Annotated in this window: 14 protein-coding genes; 10 read left to right on the top strand and 4 right to left on the bottom strand. The window is 52.0% G+C overall.

Features of this window, described 5'->3' with window-relative positions; all coding sequences use genetic code 11:
• The first annotated feature begins 38 nt into the window (after positions 1–38).
• From EUZ85_RS09550 to astE, 7 genes are all read left to right on the top strand, one after another.
• A complete protein-coding gene (locus tag EUZ85_RS09550; protein ID WP_127969081.1) occupies positions 39–905 on the top strand; it encodes a prenyltransferase in 867 nt (288 codons plus the stop codon).
• Positions 906–981: 76 nt separating this feature from the next.
• Positions 982–1,491 carry an RDD family protein gene (locus tag EUZ85_RS09545; protein ID WP_127969080.1) on the top strand — a complete coding sequence of 170 codons (510 nt, stop codon included), beginning with the start codon at positions 982–984 and terminating at the stop codon, positions 1,489–1,491.
• Between the two features lie 672 nt (positions 1,492–2,163).
• On the top strand, positions 2,164–2,934 hold the full coding sequence (locus EUZ85_RS09540; RefSeq protein ID WP_127969079.1) for an ABC transporter ATP-binding protein: 771 nt from the start codon (positions 2,164–2,166) through the stop codon (positions 2,932–2,934).
• Between the two features lie 125 nt (positions 2,935–3,059).
• The gene (locus EUZ85_RS09535) at positions 3,060–3,836 is read left to right on the top strand and encodes an ABC transporter substrate-binding protein (protein ID WP_127969078.1); all 777 of its coding nucleotides are present in this window, start codon (positions 3,060–3,062) and stop codon (positions 3,834–3,836) included.
• A 54-nt stretch (positions 3,837–3,890) separates the two neighbouring features.
• Entirely contained in the window at positions 3,891–4,598 is a 708-nt protein-coding gene (locus EUZ85_RS09530; protein ID WP_127969077.1) for an ABC transporter permease, read from the top strand.
• On the top strand, positions 4,598–5,317 hold the full coding sequence (locus tag EUZ85_RS09525; protein WP_370454960.1) for an ABC transporter permease: 720 nt from the start codon (positions 4,598–4,600) through the stop codon (positions 5,315–5,317). The genes EUZ85_RS09530 and EUZ85_RS09525 overlap by 1 nt, the downstream gene beginning before the upstream one ends.
• Before the next feature lie 7 nt (positions 5,318–5,324).
• A complete protein-coding gene (astE, locus tag EUZ85_RS09520; protein ID WP_127969075.1) occupies positions 5,325–6,350 on the top strand; it encodes a succinylglutamate desuccinylase in 1,026 nt (341 codons plus the stop codon).
• Here astE and EUZ85_RS09515 read toward each other — a convergent pair.
• From EUZ85_RS09515 to EUZ85_RS09505, 3 genes are all read right to left on the bottom strand, one after another.
• Positions 6,339–7,961: a response regulator gene (locus tag EUZ85_RS09515; protein ID WP_127969074.1), complete on the bottom strand. Its 1,623-nt coding sequence runs from the start codon at positions 7,959–7,961 to the stop codon at positions 6,339–6,341. The genes astE and EUZ85_RS09515 overlap by 12 nt on opposite strands.
• 128 nt (positions 7,962–8,089) lie before the next feature.
• Positions 8,090–8,692: a response regulator transcription factor gene (locus EUZ85_RS09510; RefSeq protein WP_241567000.1), complete on the bottom strand. Its 603-nt coding sequence runs from the start codon at positions 8,690–8,692 to the stop codon at positions 8,090–8,092.
• Between the two features lie 22 nt (positions 8,693–8,714).
• Positions 8,715–9,545, bottom strand: coding sequence for a M23 family metallopeptidase (locus EUZ85_RS09505; RefSeq protein WP_241566999.1), 831 nt, complete (start codon positions 9,543–9,545; stop codon positions 8,715–8,717).
• A 188-nt stretch (positions 9,546–9,733) separates the two neighbouring features.
• Here EUZ85_RS09505 and amrS point away from each other — a divergent pair, with 188 nt between their 5' ends.
• The 3 genes from amrS to EUZ85_RS09490 all read left to right on the top strand — a co-directional run bounded on the left by amrS (position 9,734) and on the right by EUZ85_RS09490 (position 12,399).
• Positions 9,734–10,822, top strand: a complete 1,089-nt coding sequence (gene amrS / locus EUZ85_RS09500) for an AmmeMemoRadiSam system radical SAM enzyme (RefSeq protein ID WP_127969071.1) — start codon at positions 9,734–9,736, stop codon at positions 10,820–10,822.
• 5 nt (positions 10,823–10,827) lie between these two features.
• Positions 10,828–11,439 carry an alpha-ketoglutarate-dependent dioxygenase AlkB gene (locus tag EUZ85_RS09495; protein ID WP_127969070.1) on the top strand — a complete coding sequence of 204 codons (612 nt, stop codon included), beginning with the start codon at positions 10,828–10,830 and terminating at the stop codon, positions 11,437–11,439.
• 111 nt (positions 11,440–11,550) lie between these two features.
• A complete protein-coding gene (locus tag EUZ85_RS09490) occupies positions 11,551–12,399 on the top strand; it encodes an ion transporter (protein WP_127969069.1) in 849 nt (282 codons plus the stop codon).
• Between the two features lie 72 nt (positions 12,400–12,471).
• Here EUZ85_RS09490 and EUZ85_RS09485 read toward each other — a convergent pair whose 3' ends face one another.
• Positions 12,472–14,850, bottom strand: coding sequence for a Lon protease family protein (locus tag EUZ85_RS09485; protein WP_127969068.1), 2,379 nt, complete (start codon positions 14,848–14,850; stop codon positions 12,472–12,474).
• Positions 14,851–15,010 lie beyond the last annotated feature (160 nt).

Here is a 15,010-nt window from a genome sequence, read left to right as displayed (position 1 = left end):
ATTATGCTTGCAGGTAACCATTTGATAATCCTAAAGCTATGACAGCCGCAGCCTCCTCGACGACCCACAAATACAAATTCACCTCAGCATTACGGCCATTTTCCCTGATCATCGCCGTCGCCTGCTGTAGCATCGCTTTCGCCCGCACATACTCTGACACCGACTTCTCAGTACTACTCTCTGCTCTGACTTTCACTGCAACACTGCTGGCGCAATGCGGAGTAAACCTCATCAATGACTGGAGCGATCAACGCCAGCCCGAGCTGCGCCTATGCTCCGACCAGATTCACGCCATTCGTCACAATTTCGCCCTGGGAATGGCCTGCTTCGCCTTCGCTGCGATTCTGGGAGGCGTCATTATGTTTATGAGAGGGCCAGTAATCGCATTATTAGCCATAGCCGGTTTTGCGGGGTGTCTGGCGTATACCATTGAACCTTTTAACCTGAAACGCCGGGGCTTGGGGTTAATATTGGTTTTTGTATTGATGGGCCCGCTTTTGATTACCGGCGCGGGATTCAGCGCGACAGGAAATTGGTCGCAAACGTTGCTTTTGGACTCAATAGCCTTCGGACCACTAATCTCCCTGGTGTTAATGGCGAATGAAATCCGGGATATAGAAAAAGATCTGCGCCATGGCGATCGTACGCTTTCTTCTATATTGGGACTCCCCCGAGCCAAAATGGCGTTTCTGGCTCTTCTGGGATTAACCGCCGCCGGGTATATCACTCTGATGTCTTTGGGCCACTTGAACTCGCCACTGTGGATGACAGGCTCGCTCGTTCCCGCCATGTTTCTCACGTATCGACTCCTGCAGATGCAAAGCGCCGCGTCCCGCCATAACCTGCCGCAATTGGCGGGCAGACTGACAGGCGTCACCGCGCTGTGCCACATACTTTCCATTTGATCGCGCCGGGACAGAAAAAGTCACCTGTGGTATAGTCCCGCCGCAGTTTTCAGTCGCCTTGAGAGTCCTCACTTTTATGCTATCGAATCGCTTTCCGGAAGACCCCGCGCAGCTCCAACCCGCCCCTCTGTGGCGCCGCCTCGCAGCTATGTTTTATGACGCCATTTTGCTGATTGCGGTCTGGCTGGTGACTACCATGATTTATATGCTTCTACGCGGAATGGTTATTGGCTCTGAGGCGATGCAGATGGAGGCTGACGCAGGCAAAAATATCGGCGATCCGCTGCTTTCCAGCAGCCTGTTCCTGGCTACTTTCTTCTTTTTCGCCTATTTCTGGCGACGCATCGGACAGACTCTGGGCATGCAAGTCTGGCGCATTCGTATTCAGAACCCGGACGGCTTCAAAGTGAACTGGAGCCAGTGCCTGCTGCGCTTCTTTGGCGCAGCAGCCTCTGCAGTTTGTCTTGGTCTGGGATATCTCTGGGTTCTTTGGGATAAAGAAAAACTAAGCTGGCATGATCGTTTCTCTTTGAGCAGGGTCGTTTATGTCCCCGCCAAGCCCTCCGAAAAGAAAAAAAAGAAGTAGCATTTCCTATTTCCCCACTTTTTCCACCCATTCAGACATTTCAACAATCCCCCATTTGTCCGATTACACCGTCGAAACGCCAATTTAACGAAAATATTCGGGCGCTCGGCGGCACCCAGAAATCTACCGCAAAAACAAAAACATACAGAAATCAACAAACTCCAAACCAATAGCCATTTAAAAATTTAACGACGAATCTATAGGTAATTTCCGCAGTCAGCGCTTGGTTGACATTAAAATTCTTTTCGGATGGAATACGGAGGAACCGCTAGTTCAAAAAGCGTGATTTGTGATAATAACAACAGACAGAACAACAAGACTCAGTTCTAAAAACAAGAAAGCATCCTGTGCACGAGCAAGCACTATGGATCAAATAGAAGTTAAAGCGGTCTGGCTCATATGATGGTTACAGAATATTCCCAACAAATTTGCGTACGCTTCTGCAGCTCGCTACTTATTGGGATCTGTATGTCCTACCTCGATGATTTCCTCGCCACTCGCCTATCCCTTAGCGAAGTCCTAGATGAGTAGCTTCTAAGAGACTACCCTGGCATGAAAGGCTCAAATGCCACATTCTATTCTCACAACAAGCAAAGAATAGGTGGTCGCCGGAGCTAACTACTATTATTAAGTCGATTTGTCGGCATCGCCCACTCTCAACCGGAGGTTTACATGGCTGAAAAAGCCCCCCTGGTAGTCACAGACGTACATAAGAAGTTTAATGACCTGGAAGTCTTGAAAGGGGTTTCGCTTAGAGCCGTAAAAGGTGACGTAATCTCAATGATAGGTTCGTCTGGTTCAGGCAAAAGTACTTTTTTAAGATGCATCAACCTGCTTGAAATCCCCACCTCAGGTGAAATAGAAGTTCACGGCGAACAGATCACCTTCATCACCAGTCGAAACGGAGAACGCAAGCCTGCGGACATCAAGCAGGTGGAACGCATGCGGTCCCGACTGTCCATGGTATTTCAAAGTTTCAATCTTTGGTCGCACATGACCGTGCTGGAAAACATCATTGAAGCGCCCATTCATGTGCTTGGCGTCCCCAAAAAAGAAGCCTTAGAGAGCGCAGAGCGTTACCTCCAGAAAGTCGGTATCTGGGAGCGCCGCAACTACTATCCCGCACAAATGTCCGGCGGACAGCAACAGCGCGCAGCTATCGCCAGAGCGCTGGCGATGGAGCCGGACGTCATGTTGTTTGACGAGCCCACCTCCGCGCTTGACCCAGAGTTGGTCGGCGAGGTGCTGAAAGTCATGCGCTCGCTTGCGGAAGAAGGCCGCACCATGATCGTGGTGACCCACGAAATGGCCTTCGCCCGCGACGTTTCCAGCCAGGTGGTGTTTCTTCACCAAGGCAAAATCGAGGAGCAAGGCTCTCCTGATAAAGTATTCAACAACCCGGATTCCGAGCGGGTTCGACAGTTTTTGGCTCCGAAGTATTAATCCTATACAGGGCCAATTAAACCGTGCGCGACGTCCTTCGGTTCATCGCTGCACTTTCGCAGAAAATGGGGTTTAGAAAACGGTGGCCAAGCCATCAGTCAGATAATAAATGTTGAGGAAATTTCATGAAAAAGTTACTCATTACCTTGGTGTCCGTACTGGCTTTTTCGTCAGCCCAAGCTAAAGACTGGAAAGAAATCCGTATTGGCGTTGACGCAACCTACCCTCCCTTCGCCTCCAAAAACGCCGCTGGCGAACTGGAAGGCTTCGATATCGAAATCGGCAACGCGCTGTGCGCGGAAATGAAAGCGAAATGTGAATGGGTAGTGCAAGATTGGGACGGCATCATCCCCGCACTGCTGGCTCGTAAGTACGACGCCATCCTGTCATCCATGTCCATCACCGAAGAGCGTCGTGAAAAAGTTCTGTTCACCGACAAATACTACAACACGCCTTCCGGCTGGGTAGCCAAAAAAGGCGCAGGCATTGATCCTTCCGACATGAATCAGCTGAAAGGCAAATCCGTTGGCGTTCAGCGCGGCACCATTCAGGACACCTATGTCAGCGAAGAACTGAAAGACGTCGTCAACATCAAGCGTTACGCAGGCCAGGACGAAGCCTACCTGGATATGAAAGCTGGACGTCTGGACCTGCTGTTCGTTGACGCGCTGGCTGCCGACGGCGGCTTCCTGAAAAAAGAAGCAGGTCAGGACTTTGAGTTCGCTGGCCCAATGATCACTGAACCCGTCCGTATCTTCGGCGAAGGCGCTGGCGTCGCTGTGCGTAAGCGCGATACCGACCTGGCTAACAAATTCAACGCCGCCATCAAGAAAATCCGTGGCAATGGCGTGTACAAGAAAATCAACGACAAGTACTTCGAAATCGACGTTTACGGCAAGTAAGCATCTTAAGGGAGGCTCCGGCCTCCCCTTATCATCAATCGATCAGGCGATTTTATGTTAGATCTGAAAGGTTACGGCCCCACTATCCTCAAAGGATCATTGGTTACCATAGAAGTAGCCATACTATCTCTATTGCTCGCCTTGCTGTTGGGATTGTTGGGCGCAACCGCAAAACTATCCAGAAACCCGGTTTCCAAAGCAGTAGGCACCGCGTACACCACCGTGATCAGGGGCGTGCCCGATCTGGTTCTGATGCTGCTGATCTTTTATGGCGGCCAGATAATGATGAACAGCCTGTCAGACTGGCTTTACGACCAGTTTGAAATTGACACCTACATCAACATCAACGCCTTCGTCGCCGGCGTGTTGACCATAGGCTTTATTTTCGGCGCCTATATGTCAGAAACATTTCGCGGCGCTTTCCTCGCCGTCGAACGCGGTCAAGTTGAAGCTGGCCTGGCTTACGGAATGAATCGCTGGCAGATTTTCAAACGCATTATGTTTCCACAGATGATGCGCCACGCCCTTCCCGGCCTGGGCAATAATTGGCTGGTTATGCTGAAAACCACTGCACTGGTTTCGGTCATTGGCATGGAGGATATGGTGCGAGCCGCTCATCAGGCTTCCGCCGCACTGCAAGCGCCATTCATGTTCTTTATTCCCGTGCTTTTAATATTCCTGGCGCTGACATCCATTTCCGAGTTTTTCTTCAAAAAGCTGGAAACTCACTATCATGTTGATTCCAGGAGAGCTTCCCAGTGATTGAGACACTTACCACCTGGCTCAACCAGAATAAAATTTTTAACGTCGGCACGCTGGAATACTACGGGGATGGCTTAACGGTCACCGTTCAACTGGTCTTCCTGTCATTGCTGATTGGCTTGGTTATCGCCGTTCCACTAGGCATATTGCGCACCAGCAAGAACCCCTGGATAAACAAACCTATCTGGCTCTATACCTATATATTTAGAGGCACGCCACTGCTGATCCAGCTTTACCTGATCTATTACGGCTTGCCTGCGCTTCCCGGCGTGAAAGATTCTTTCATCTGGCCCTTGCTCGCCAATGCGTTTTACCCGGCCTTGCTCGCCTTCATTCTGAACACCGCTGCGTACACGACAGAAATCATTCGCGGCGCGATTCAGCAAACCCCTCAAGGGGAAATCGAAGCCGCCAAGGCATACGGTATGTCCTGGTGGTTAAGCATGCGTCGCATCATTCTGCCCAACGCCTTCCGCCGGGCCCTGCCAGCGTATAGCAACGAAGTTATCTTCATGTTGCACGCCAGCGCCATCGCCAGCGTGGTGACGATTATCGATCTGACTGGCGCAGCCCGTTATATCTATTCCAAGTACTATGCGCCTTTCGAGGCCTTCACCTTTGTCGCCATGATTTACCTGTGCCTGACCTTCACCATCATTTATATCTTCAAGCGTCTGGAGCACAAACTCATGGCCCACTTGAGACCTGTAGGAAGCTGATTTGTCTATGAGCGCTTTATTCGCCCCTCACAAGGACTTCTTATCCGCCACGCTGGCTGACATCCCTGAGGGGCGGGAAGCTGCGCAAGAAAGGGAAGTCGCAGAAAATAACGGTGTGGTGTTCCGCCTCACCGGCCACGGCGCGCTGACGTGCGCCCCCTCCTCTCCAGTCGGCCCAAAACTGGTCTTTTCCGCAGGCGTGCACGGCAACGAGACTGCGCCAATAGAAATCATGAACGAGATCGTTTCCGAACTATTGGAAGGACTTCATCCTGTACGTAGAGAGTGTCTTTTTCTACTCGGAAATCCTCCAGCCATGAAGGCGCAGGAGCGCTTTATTGACATCAACCTCAATCGCCTCTTCAAGGAAAGCGCCACTGCAGGCCCAGGATATGAGCCTAATCGGGCGGCGGAACTCATCGCACAAGTACAAGACTTTGTCCCAGCTGAAGAGACCTGTTGGCACTATGACCTGCACACAGCAATTCGGGGCTCGCAGATCGAAAAGTTCGCCGTTTATCCATTCCTGCCAGCCCGGCAGTGCCCCACGCTGCAGCTTAAGCTGTTGGCGGCCAGCGGAGTGGAAGCTGTCCTGCTGCAAAACAAACCCGCCGCAACATTCTCAGGCTGGAGCGCAGCTGAGTACGCGGCGGAGAGTTTCACAGTGGAATTGGGCAAAGTGCATCCGTTTGGTGAAAACGACCTGGCGGGACTCGCCAATCTTAAAAATCAGCTTCTGGCGCTGATCGCCGGCGATGACGCCGCTATCAAATCCTACGGCGGAAAGCTGCCTGAGCAGTATCAAGTCGTTGACGAAATTATTAATACAGGCAAGAACTTCCAGCTGAACATCGCGGAAGCCACCCCCAACTTTACTGAGCTGGAGGTGGGTTATTCAGTTTGGAAGGATGAGGAGACGGAATACGTTGTTTCCGGCAGCCCTGTGCGCATTGTTTTCCCTAATTCCAAGGTAGGGCCCGGTCAACGCGCGGGACTGCTGGTCAGGCCTTTGCCTGCCATATTACTGAGCTGATGCAGCGGGCTGATCCCGCTTGCCTACCGGCTTGCTACGCACCGGCAGCGTAAAATAAAAAGTGCTGCCGCCACTTTCTCCCGGCCTGAAGCCAATCTCGCCGCCATGAGAGTGAATGATGGACTGACACAACGTCAGACCAATCCCCATCCCAGACTTTTTCGTAGTGAAGAAAGGACTGAACAAATTGTTCTGATGCTCTTCCGCGACGCCGGGTCCTTCATCCGTCACTTCGAATAAAATACCCTTACCATTGGCCTGAGCGACTTTAAACTTAACAGCACCGCGCATATTCGCGTGCCCCATCGCCTCCATGCCGTTACGCAACAGATTCAAGGCCACCTGCTGCACCTGCACCGGCTCAATATAGAGTTCCGGCAATGAGGGCTCTATATTCGCGCGCAACTCAATGCCGTGCTCCTTGGCCTCTATTTCCGCCAACTCCAGAATGTCCTTAGCGAGCGTGTTGGCGGACAACATTTCTTTGCCCTGCAAAGGCTTCTTAACGAAATCGCGGATATGCTGAATGACCTGACTGGCGCGCAAACACTGACTTTCTATTTTCTTCAGCGTTTCGTCCATTAGCGCCTTGTCCAACTGCTCCGCCTTGGCAATGCGGTTGGCGACGCGGATGTAATTGACGATGGCGGTAAGAGGTTGATTTACTTCATGAGCGATACCCGCCGCCATTTCTCCCATCATACTCAAACGAGAGATATGCGCGAGCTGGGAACGTTGCGCCTCAGCGCTTTGCCGCGCAGCCTCAAGCTCTTCAGCCTGCCTGATCTCATCCGTAGTGTCGTGAAACACAACAACAGCGTGAGTTGCGTGATCATCACGCGCCGTCGGCGTAACCGTAAAGGCGACGGGATAAACAGAGCCATCCGGTCGGGTAAACAAAGCGTTTCCGATACGTAACGCCTCATTTTTACTTAATACACGTTGTAGACGCTCGGTCATACGATCCAGATCGAATGCGTTTTCACCCTCAGGGTTTTCCGCCTGACTGAAATGCAATTGCACAAAGGAACGCCCGAGAAGGCTGTCTTCGTCGCACGCATTCATGCGTCCCGCCGCCGAGTTAGCGAAAATGATTTCACCACGGCGACTCAGCCCGTATATGCCCTCGCTCATGGCGGACAGGATGCTCGCCTTGTCAATCTGCAGCTCGCGATTACGGGCTTCCAGCTGCTGTTCTAAACGATGGATCTTCAGGTGAGTCTCCACCCTTGCGATCACTTCTTTGACCTGAAACGGCTTGGAAATGTAGTCCACGCCGCCAGCATCGAAGCCCATCACTTTGGAGTCCGTGTCATCCAGCGCGGAAAGAAAAATAATCGAAGAGGATGCGGTGGCCGGGTCTTGCTTCAAGGTACGACACACCTCGAAGCCATCCATGCCAGGCATCATGACATCAAGAAGAATCAAGTCTGGGTGGGATTTACGAACGATGCTAAGCGCTTTCTCGCCGCTATCCGCCACTAATAGCTTATAGCCGCGACCATCCAACGTTTCGTAAAGGATTTTCAGGTTAGCCGGATTATCATCCACCAGCAGAATCTGGTCCTGTCTGGATAGCTTGGATACTGCTTTGTTATCTACCGTCGCCATGCTCCACCGAGAAAAATGCCGGAACTTGCGACTATAGACAGCCGTATCATCCCGTTTAATACGCGATAACCCTTACAGACTTGAGGCGACTTTCACCTCTGGGAAAGCTGCGGCGGAAGCCGCAGAAATCAACTTCTTGCGGCCAGCACCATCTGCACCAACTGCGCCAGAGAATGCGTTCCCATCTTCTGCATGACGCGGGAACGGTGGATTTCCACGGTTCTCTGACTGATATTCAACTCAATGGCGATCACTTTATTAGCATTGCCTTCAATCATCATTTCCATGATTTCAAGCTCGCGCGGCGTCAGAGACTCTATTTTTTGACGCAGTTTCTCTTTGTGGCGCAGCGCTTCTTTCTGTTCGGCGTCCATCGCCAAAGCGCCTTTCACCTTCTCCAACAGGTCTTCTTCTCGGTAAGGCTTCTGCACAAAGTCCACCGCGCCAAGTTTCATCGCTTCCACAGCCATGGCCACATCGCCATGCCCGGTTACGAATATCACTGGCAAGGCGCAACCCAGCTCAAGCAGTTTTTTGTGCAGCTCCATGCCTGTCATACCAGGCATACGGATATCCAGAACCAGACAGCCATTCAGATCGGCGACTTCCTCTTCCAGGAAGCTTTGGGCGCTGGAATACCCTTTGGTACTGTAACCTTCCGCCCGCAACAGGAGCAGCAGAGAGTCGCGAACAGCTTCGTCGTCCTCGACTACATAGACTATCTGGTTCATTACATTCATCTTGGCTAATTACCTATTTTTCTTGCAGGTTCTTGTTGCTCATCATTTTAGGTTCCGACGCCAGCAACAACGCCGGATCGAGCCTGGTCTGAAACCAGTTTATCCGCCAGTCCAGATGCGGGCCTGTGGCCCGCCCGGTAGAACCGACTTTGGCGATTTCCTGTCCCTGTTCCACTTTGTCGCCCACTTTCACCAGAATCTTATCCAGATGGATAAAGGTGGAAGACACACCATAACCGTGATCAATCACCAGGGTTCCTCCTGAAAAAAACATATCCGGGTGCGTGAGCGTTACTTCTCCCGAGGCTGGCGCAATCACGGAAGCGCCTCGCGGCGCAGCGATATCCAAACCATAGTGCGGGCGACGCGGCTCGCCGTTGAAATAACGCTGACTGCCATACACTCCCGTGATCGGCCCTTTTGCCGGAGAAATAAATCCCTCTAAAAAATAGTTTAGTCGGGAATCGCGTCCCCGCGCACGGGCTACTTGAGCGTTCTCCTCCCGAATGCGTTTCAAATCATTCGGGTCGGGTTCCATCATCTTCTTGGGAATGCCCTCGATATACTGTATGTCGTAATCTCTGGCGGAGATAGTGACGGGTTGCGTCCATTCCTGTCCATCCGCCAAACGGACCTTCAGGCTGTGGTTTAAATCGTCATCGCGCTCGAAACCAAACACAAAATGACCATCTTTCGTCAGTTCAAGCTTATGGTCGTCATACCAGACCTGAGCATCGGCAGCGATTTGGCCGACGACCAGACCACCTTGAGTTAAGTCGCCCTTGAGTTCAATAGGAGACGCCGCCCAGACACGGGCGCAGAGAGTAAGAGAAAGAAGAAGCATCCAATGCGGAAGGCTTCGCAGAAGTCTGATTAACATCATTTTTAACGATAAGACCGCGCGCAAAACAAATGGCGAACCACTTTGTGGTATTCTCGTTATCATAGCCGTTAGTGGAAGCGGGTAAAACCGTTTATCCGCCCGATAGCTGACAAATGTAAGCGGAGGCAGGCGTTTCTAACCTGATTTTAATGATGGCCCAGCTCCAACCGCCCCTAAACCACCCTACTCGCTACTGGCATCAGCTGGATGATGGCCGCATTCAGTGCGATATCTGCCCTCGCGCCTGCAAACTGCATGAAGGACAACAAGGCTTATGCTTTGTGAGAGCGCGAGAGAATGACGCCATCGTTCTCACCAGCTACGGCCGCTCCAGCGGTTTTTGTATCGATCCTATAGAAAAGAAACCGTTGAACCACTTTCTGCCGGGCACGCCAGTACTGTCTTTTGGCACCGCCGGTTGTAATCTCGCCTGTAAATTCTGTCAAAACTGGGACATGAGCAAATCCAGAGAAATGGATACTCTCGCCGCCACCGCCATGCCGCAACAGCTGGCTGAGGCCGCCCGGCATTACGGCTGCCGCAGCATCGCCTTCACTTATAACGACCCCGTCATTTTTCACGAATATGCGATCGACGTGGCCCAAGCCTGCCATGAAGTAGGCGTAAAATCCGTTGCTGTGACGGCAGGCTTTATGTGTCCAGATCCCCGCAAAGAGTTCTACCGCTACATGGACGCAGCCAATGTTGACCTGAAAGCATTTACGGAACGCTTCTACCATAAAATTTGCGGTGCGCATTTGGCGGAGGTGCTGGATACCCTGATCTACCTGAAGCAAGAGACATCAGTCTGGTTCGAAATCACCACGTTATTGATTCCAGACGAAAATGACTCCTCTCAAGAGTTGGAGGACATGACCCAGTGGGTGGTGGAACACCTTGGCCCAGATGTTCCCATGCATTTCTCCGCCTTCCATCCAGATTGGAAAATGCGGGACAAACCCCACACGCCCCCAGAAACGCTCACCCGAGCCAGAGATATCGCAATGAAGAACGGAGTACGCTATGCGTATACCGGCAACGTTCATGATAGCGAAGGCGGCAGCACATGGTGCGCGAACTGTGGAGAGTTACTGATAGAACGAGACTGGTATCGCCTTGGTAAATGGGGGTTAAATGAACACGGGGAATGCGCTCATTGCTGCGCCGCTTTACCGGGTGTATTTGAGTCACACCCTGGCCACTGGGGCCCCCGTCGCCAACCCGTAAGGATTAACTAGAACGCATGCAGTTACGCCCACATCCAGACCTCCAAATTGAGCCCATTACGATAGCCAATGGCGCGCTCACCCTTGTTCATCCAGTACTGACGGACGCTGACGCAGCCTCTGTTATGGAGGACTTAACCCAGCATTTGGCATGGCGCCAGGACAGCCTGCGCATACAAGGCCGCATAATTCCCATTCCGCGCCTGCAAGCCTGGTATGGAGAAGCGCATTGCCATTATGCTTATTCCGGCCTACGCCTGAGTCCCGTTCCATTCTCCCCACTGCTGCAACAGTTGCGTCACATCGCTTCTGAACACGCCGCCGCCGAGTTCAACTGCGCTCTGTGCAACCTGTATAGGGATGGCCAGGACAGCGTTTCCTGGCATGCAGATGATGAGCCCGAGCTAGGGCCTGCTCCCATCATTGCTTCTTTTTCTTTTGGCGCAACACGCAAGTTTCAGATTAAGCCCAAACGGGGCGGCCAAACCCTGGCGATAGAGCTGATGCATAACTCGCTGCTGATTATGTCAGGAGATATGCAGCGCCACTGGCGCCATCAACTGCCAAAAAGCAAGACGCCAGTGGGTCCGCGAGTGAATCTGACTTATCGACATATTCTCGTCGCCTGATTACCCTCAGCTCGGATGACTATGGCGGCTCACCAGTAAACGGTTGCGCATCCTCAATGATGAATTAGAATCTGCGGCGTGGTTATCCGTTAAACCAGTTTCGAGAAAAACATGTCTATTAACGACAAGCTGCGCAGGCAGCTTTATATCATTATTTTTCACGCTGACACCCCGGCCGGCAAAGCCTTTGACATAGCGCTCATCGGCGGCATTCTTATCAGCGTTTTAACGGTGATGCTGGACAGCGTTAGTGAACTGCGCATGAAATACGGCGACTGGTTCGTGGCCGTTGAGTGGCTTTTCACCATCTTGTTCACCACTGAGTACCTGCTGCGAATCTACTGTGTAGACAAACCCATTCGATATATTTTCAGCTTTTACGGCATCGTCGACCTGCTCTCCATCATCCCCACCTATTTAAGTTTGTTCGTGGGCGGCGCTCACTATCTGCTGGTTATCAGGGTGCTTCGAGTTCTGAGGGTGTTTCGTATCCTGCGGCTGGCGAAGTATGTTTCTCAGGCCAATCTACTGTTGCACGCGATTCGCCAGAGCAGGCAAAAAGTGACTGTGTTTCTGTTTTCCATCCTGGTGCTGGTCACTTTGTTCGGCTGTATGATGTATCTGATAGAGGGGCCCGCTAATGGTTACACCAGCATTCCGCGTAGCATCTATTGGGCTATCGTCACCCTCACCACCGTGGGATATGGAGATATCGCCCCGAGGACAGACCTTGGTCAAGGCATGGCGGCGATGGTCATGGTGATGGGTTACGCTATCATCGCCGTGCCAACAGGAATTTTTACCGCAGAACTTTCCAACGTATTGCGCAACAACTACCTAAGCCTGGCCTGTCGTTCCTGTGAAAAAGATTTACATGAAGCGGAAGCCCGTTTTTGCAGCCACTGCGGCGCACGGCTTCCTTTAGGGACGGTAGTAAAGCCAGTTAAGGCTCAGAGTTGAGGCATGCGGCCAGAGACGCCGCACGCCTTTTAGTGCGTAGTACGGATACTATGGATAGTACGGAGGGACGCCCTAGTGACGTCTCTCCGCAATTTTCAGTTGCTTGAGCTTCTGCTGAACCATGCCAAATAACGTATTGCGGCTATAGGCGCCTTTTTCGTTTGGCTGCCCAACACGCAGGCCAGTCAATATCTCCAGCGCCTCTCCTACATTCCTGACGGAATAGATGAAGAATTTCTTCTCCTTGCAGGCGTCCAATACACGTTTGTTCAGCATCAGATTGTGCTCGTTGGAAGCGGGAATAATTACGCCCTGCTCCCCACTTAACCCTTTGATGCAACAGGTTTCAAAGAAGCCTTCAATCTTCTCGTTGACCCCGCCAACCGGTTGAGAATCGCCAAACTGGTTCATTGAGCCGGTAATCGCAATATTCTGTTTGATCGGCGCATCAGCAATCGAAGAAATGATCGCGCAAAACTCCGCCATTGAAGCACTGTCGCCATCGACTTCGCTGTATGACTGTTCAAAGGCGATACTGGCGGAAATTCTGATCGGGCCATTCTTACCGAAAATAGAAGCCAGATACGCAGACAGAATCATCATGCCCTTGGAGTGAATAGCGCCAGCCAGCTTGACGTCACGCTCGATATCGATCACTTCGCCATCGCCATAATGCGTGGTCGCAGTCACTCGGCTCGGCACGCCAAACTCATGATCGCCAGTACTCAATACCGACAGCGCGTTGATTTGGCCCACCTTCTCTCCGATTGTGGAAATCAGCGTAGTGCCGTCGCGAATACTGTCGAACACTTGGTCACGAATTCGACTGGAGCGATATTCCGCGCTCCGCAGCGCTTTATCGACATGCTCTGAATGGATCATTTTCGCTTTGGCGTCGTTTGCCCAGTAGTTACTCTCACGCAATAGGTTAGCGATATCCGCCGCATGCAAAGACAACCGGTTCTGATCTTCCGCGACGCGAGCGCTATGCTCCAGGATTCTCATCACCGCGTAGCGGTCACAAGGCATCAGCCCCTTCTCGCGCACCAGGCTGGTAATAAAACGGGCATAGTGCATTTGCGTCTCAGGAGTACGAGAAATCTCACTTTCAAAGTCCGCCGTCACCTTAAACAGCTCGCCGAAGTCCGGATCATACTGCTGCAGCAACAAATAAGTATCTCTGTCGCCGAACAGCACAATTTTCACTTCCAGCGGCATTGGCTCCGGCTCCAGAGAAATCGTACCGGACAGTGTGATCTCTTTCTCCAGCGCATTCATGACCACATTGCCTGAGCGCAACGTGCGCTTGATTGCATCCCAGACAAAAGGCTGTTCCAGCACTTTGACGGCGTCCATCAGGAGATAACCGCCATTGGCGCGATGCAGGGCGCCGGGCCTGATCAAGGTAAAGTCGGTAAATACGGTGCCTTTATAAGTCACGTTCTCCACCGCCCCAAACAGATTGAAGTAGTTGGGGTTGTCTTCCACAACGATCGGCGCATTGCCATTGGCGTCATGATGCACCATCACGTTAACCTGATAACGTCTGGGCAGCTTGTTATCCATAGTGGCGGCGGCCAGAGCGGCCTGCTCTTCGCCGTCATCCAGAAAAATCTCAACGTTCTTCAGCAAGTCCGCCTGAATTTGTTCCAGGTGTTCGACGACTTCCAGATGCTCGCGATACTTTTTCTTCAGGTTGTCGATCAAATGCTGAGAAACCGCCAGCGCAATCTCTTCATTCAGCGCTTGCTGTTTATCCGCATATTCCTGTTCCCACTGGCTGAGTCGACGCAACACCGTGCGGAGCTTTTTCTCCAGCTTGTTGATTGCGTCTTCAAACTCCTGTTGGCGAGCTTCCGGAAGCTCTGCAAACGTGTCCGCGCTGTATGGTTTCTCGCCGTCCGTCGCAACCAGACGATAACCGCCCGGCGTCGTCACAGTCAGGCTGATTTGCTGTTTTTTAGCCGCGTTGGCGATGCGGCTCAGCGATTTTTCCTGCTTCTGACTCAGCTCGTTTTTAATCTGCTCTGCACGCTCGTAGTAAGATTCGTTGTCAAACGCCTGCGGTATGCCCTTTTGCAGGCGCACCAACAATTGTTCCAGATCTTTCTTTAACGGCATTCCCAGACCGGCAGGAAGACGCAGCACTTTTGGCGACCGCACATCGTCAAAGTTGTTGACGTAGCACCAGTCGCTGGCGACCGCATCAGAACGTTTTTTCTCCAGGAAGCGCATGATCATTGTCCGCTTACCCAGACCGTTGCGGCCAATGGCGTATATGTTGTAGCCAGCATCCGCCATGGATATAGCGAACTGCACCGCCTCCTGGGCGCGATTCTGCCCGAGAATGCCTTCCAGCGGCTCCAGCGCGCGGGTGCTGCTGAATTTAAAATCTTTTGTCAGACAGGGTTTGTAGAGCGATTGGATTGGTAGGGGCTTTTTCTTACTCATAGACTCCGCCCGATGCTAAATCGGGGCGTCAAAATGCGTGTATAGATCGCTGCTCGCCACGCCGGCTCACCTGCGACTTCCCAAAAAAGGGTCAAGTTTAACCAAATCGGCTTTAGCGCAAAACCGCTTTTACACATTTATCCAAGATGCTCCCCGCCAC

Origin of the sequence: Hahella sp. KA22 (assembly GCF_004135205.1) — a bacterium.
Classification (GTDB): domain Bacteria; phylum Pseudomonadota; class Gammaproteobacteria; order Pseudomonadales; family Oleiphilaceae; genus Hahella.
The sequence above is the reverse complement of the archived record's forward strand: the minus strand, read 5'-3'. Positions and strand labels throughout refer to the sequence as shown.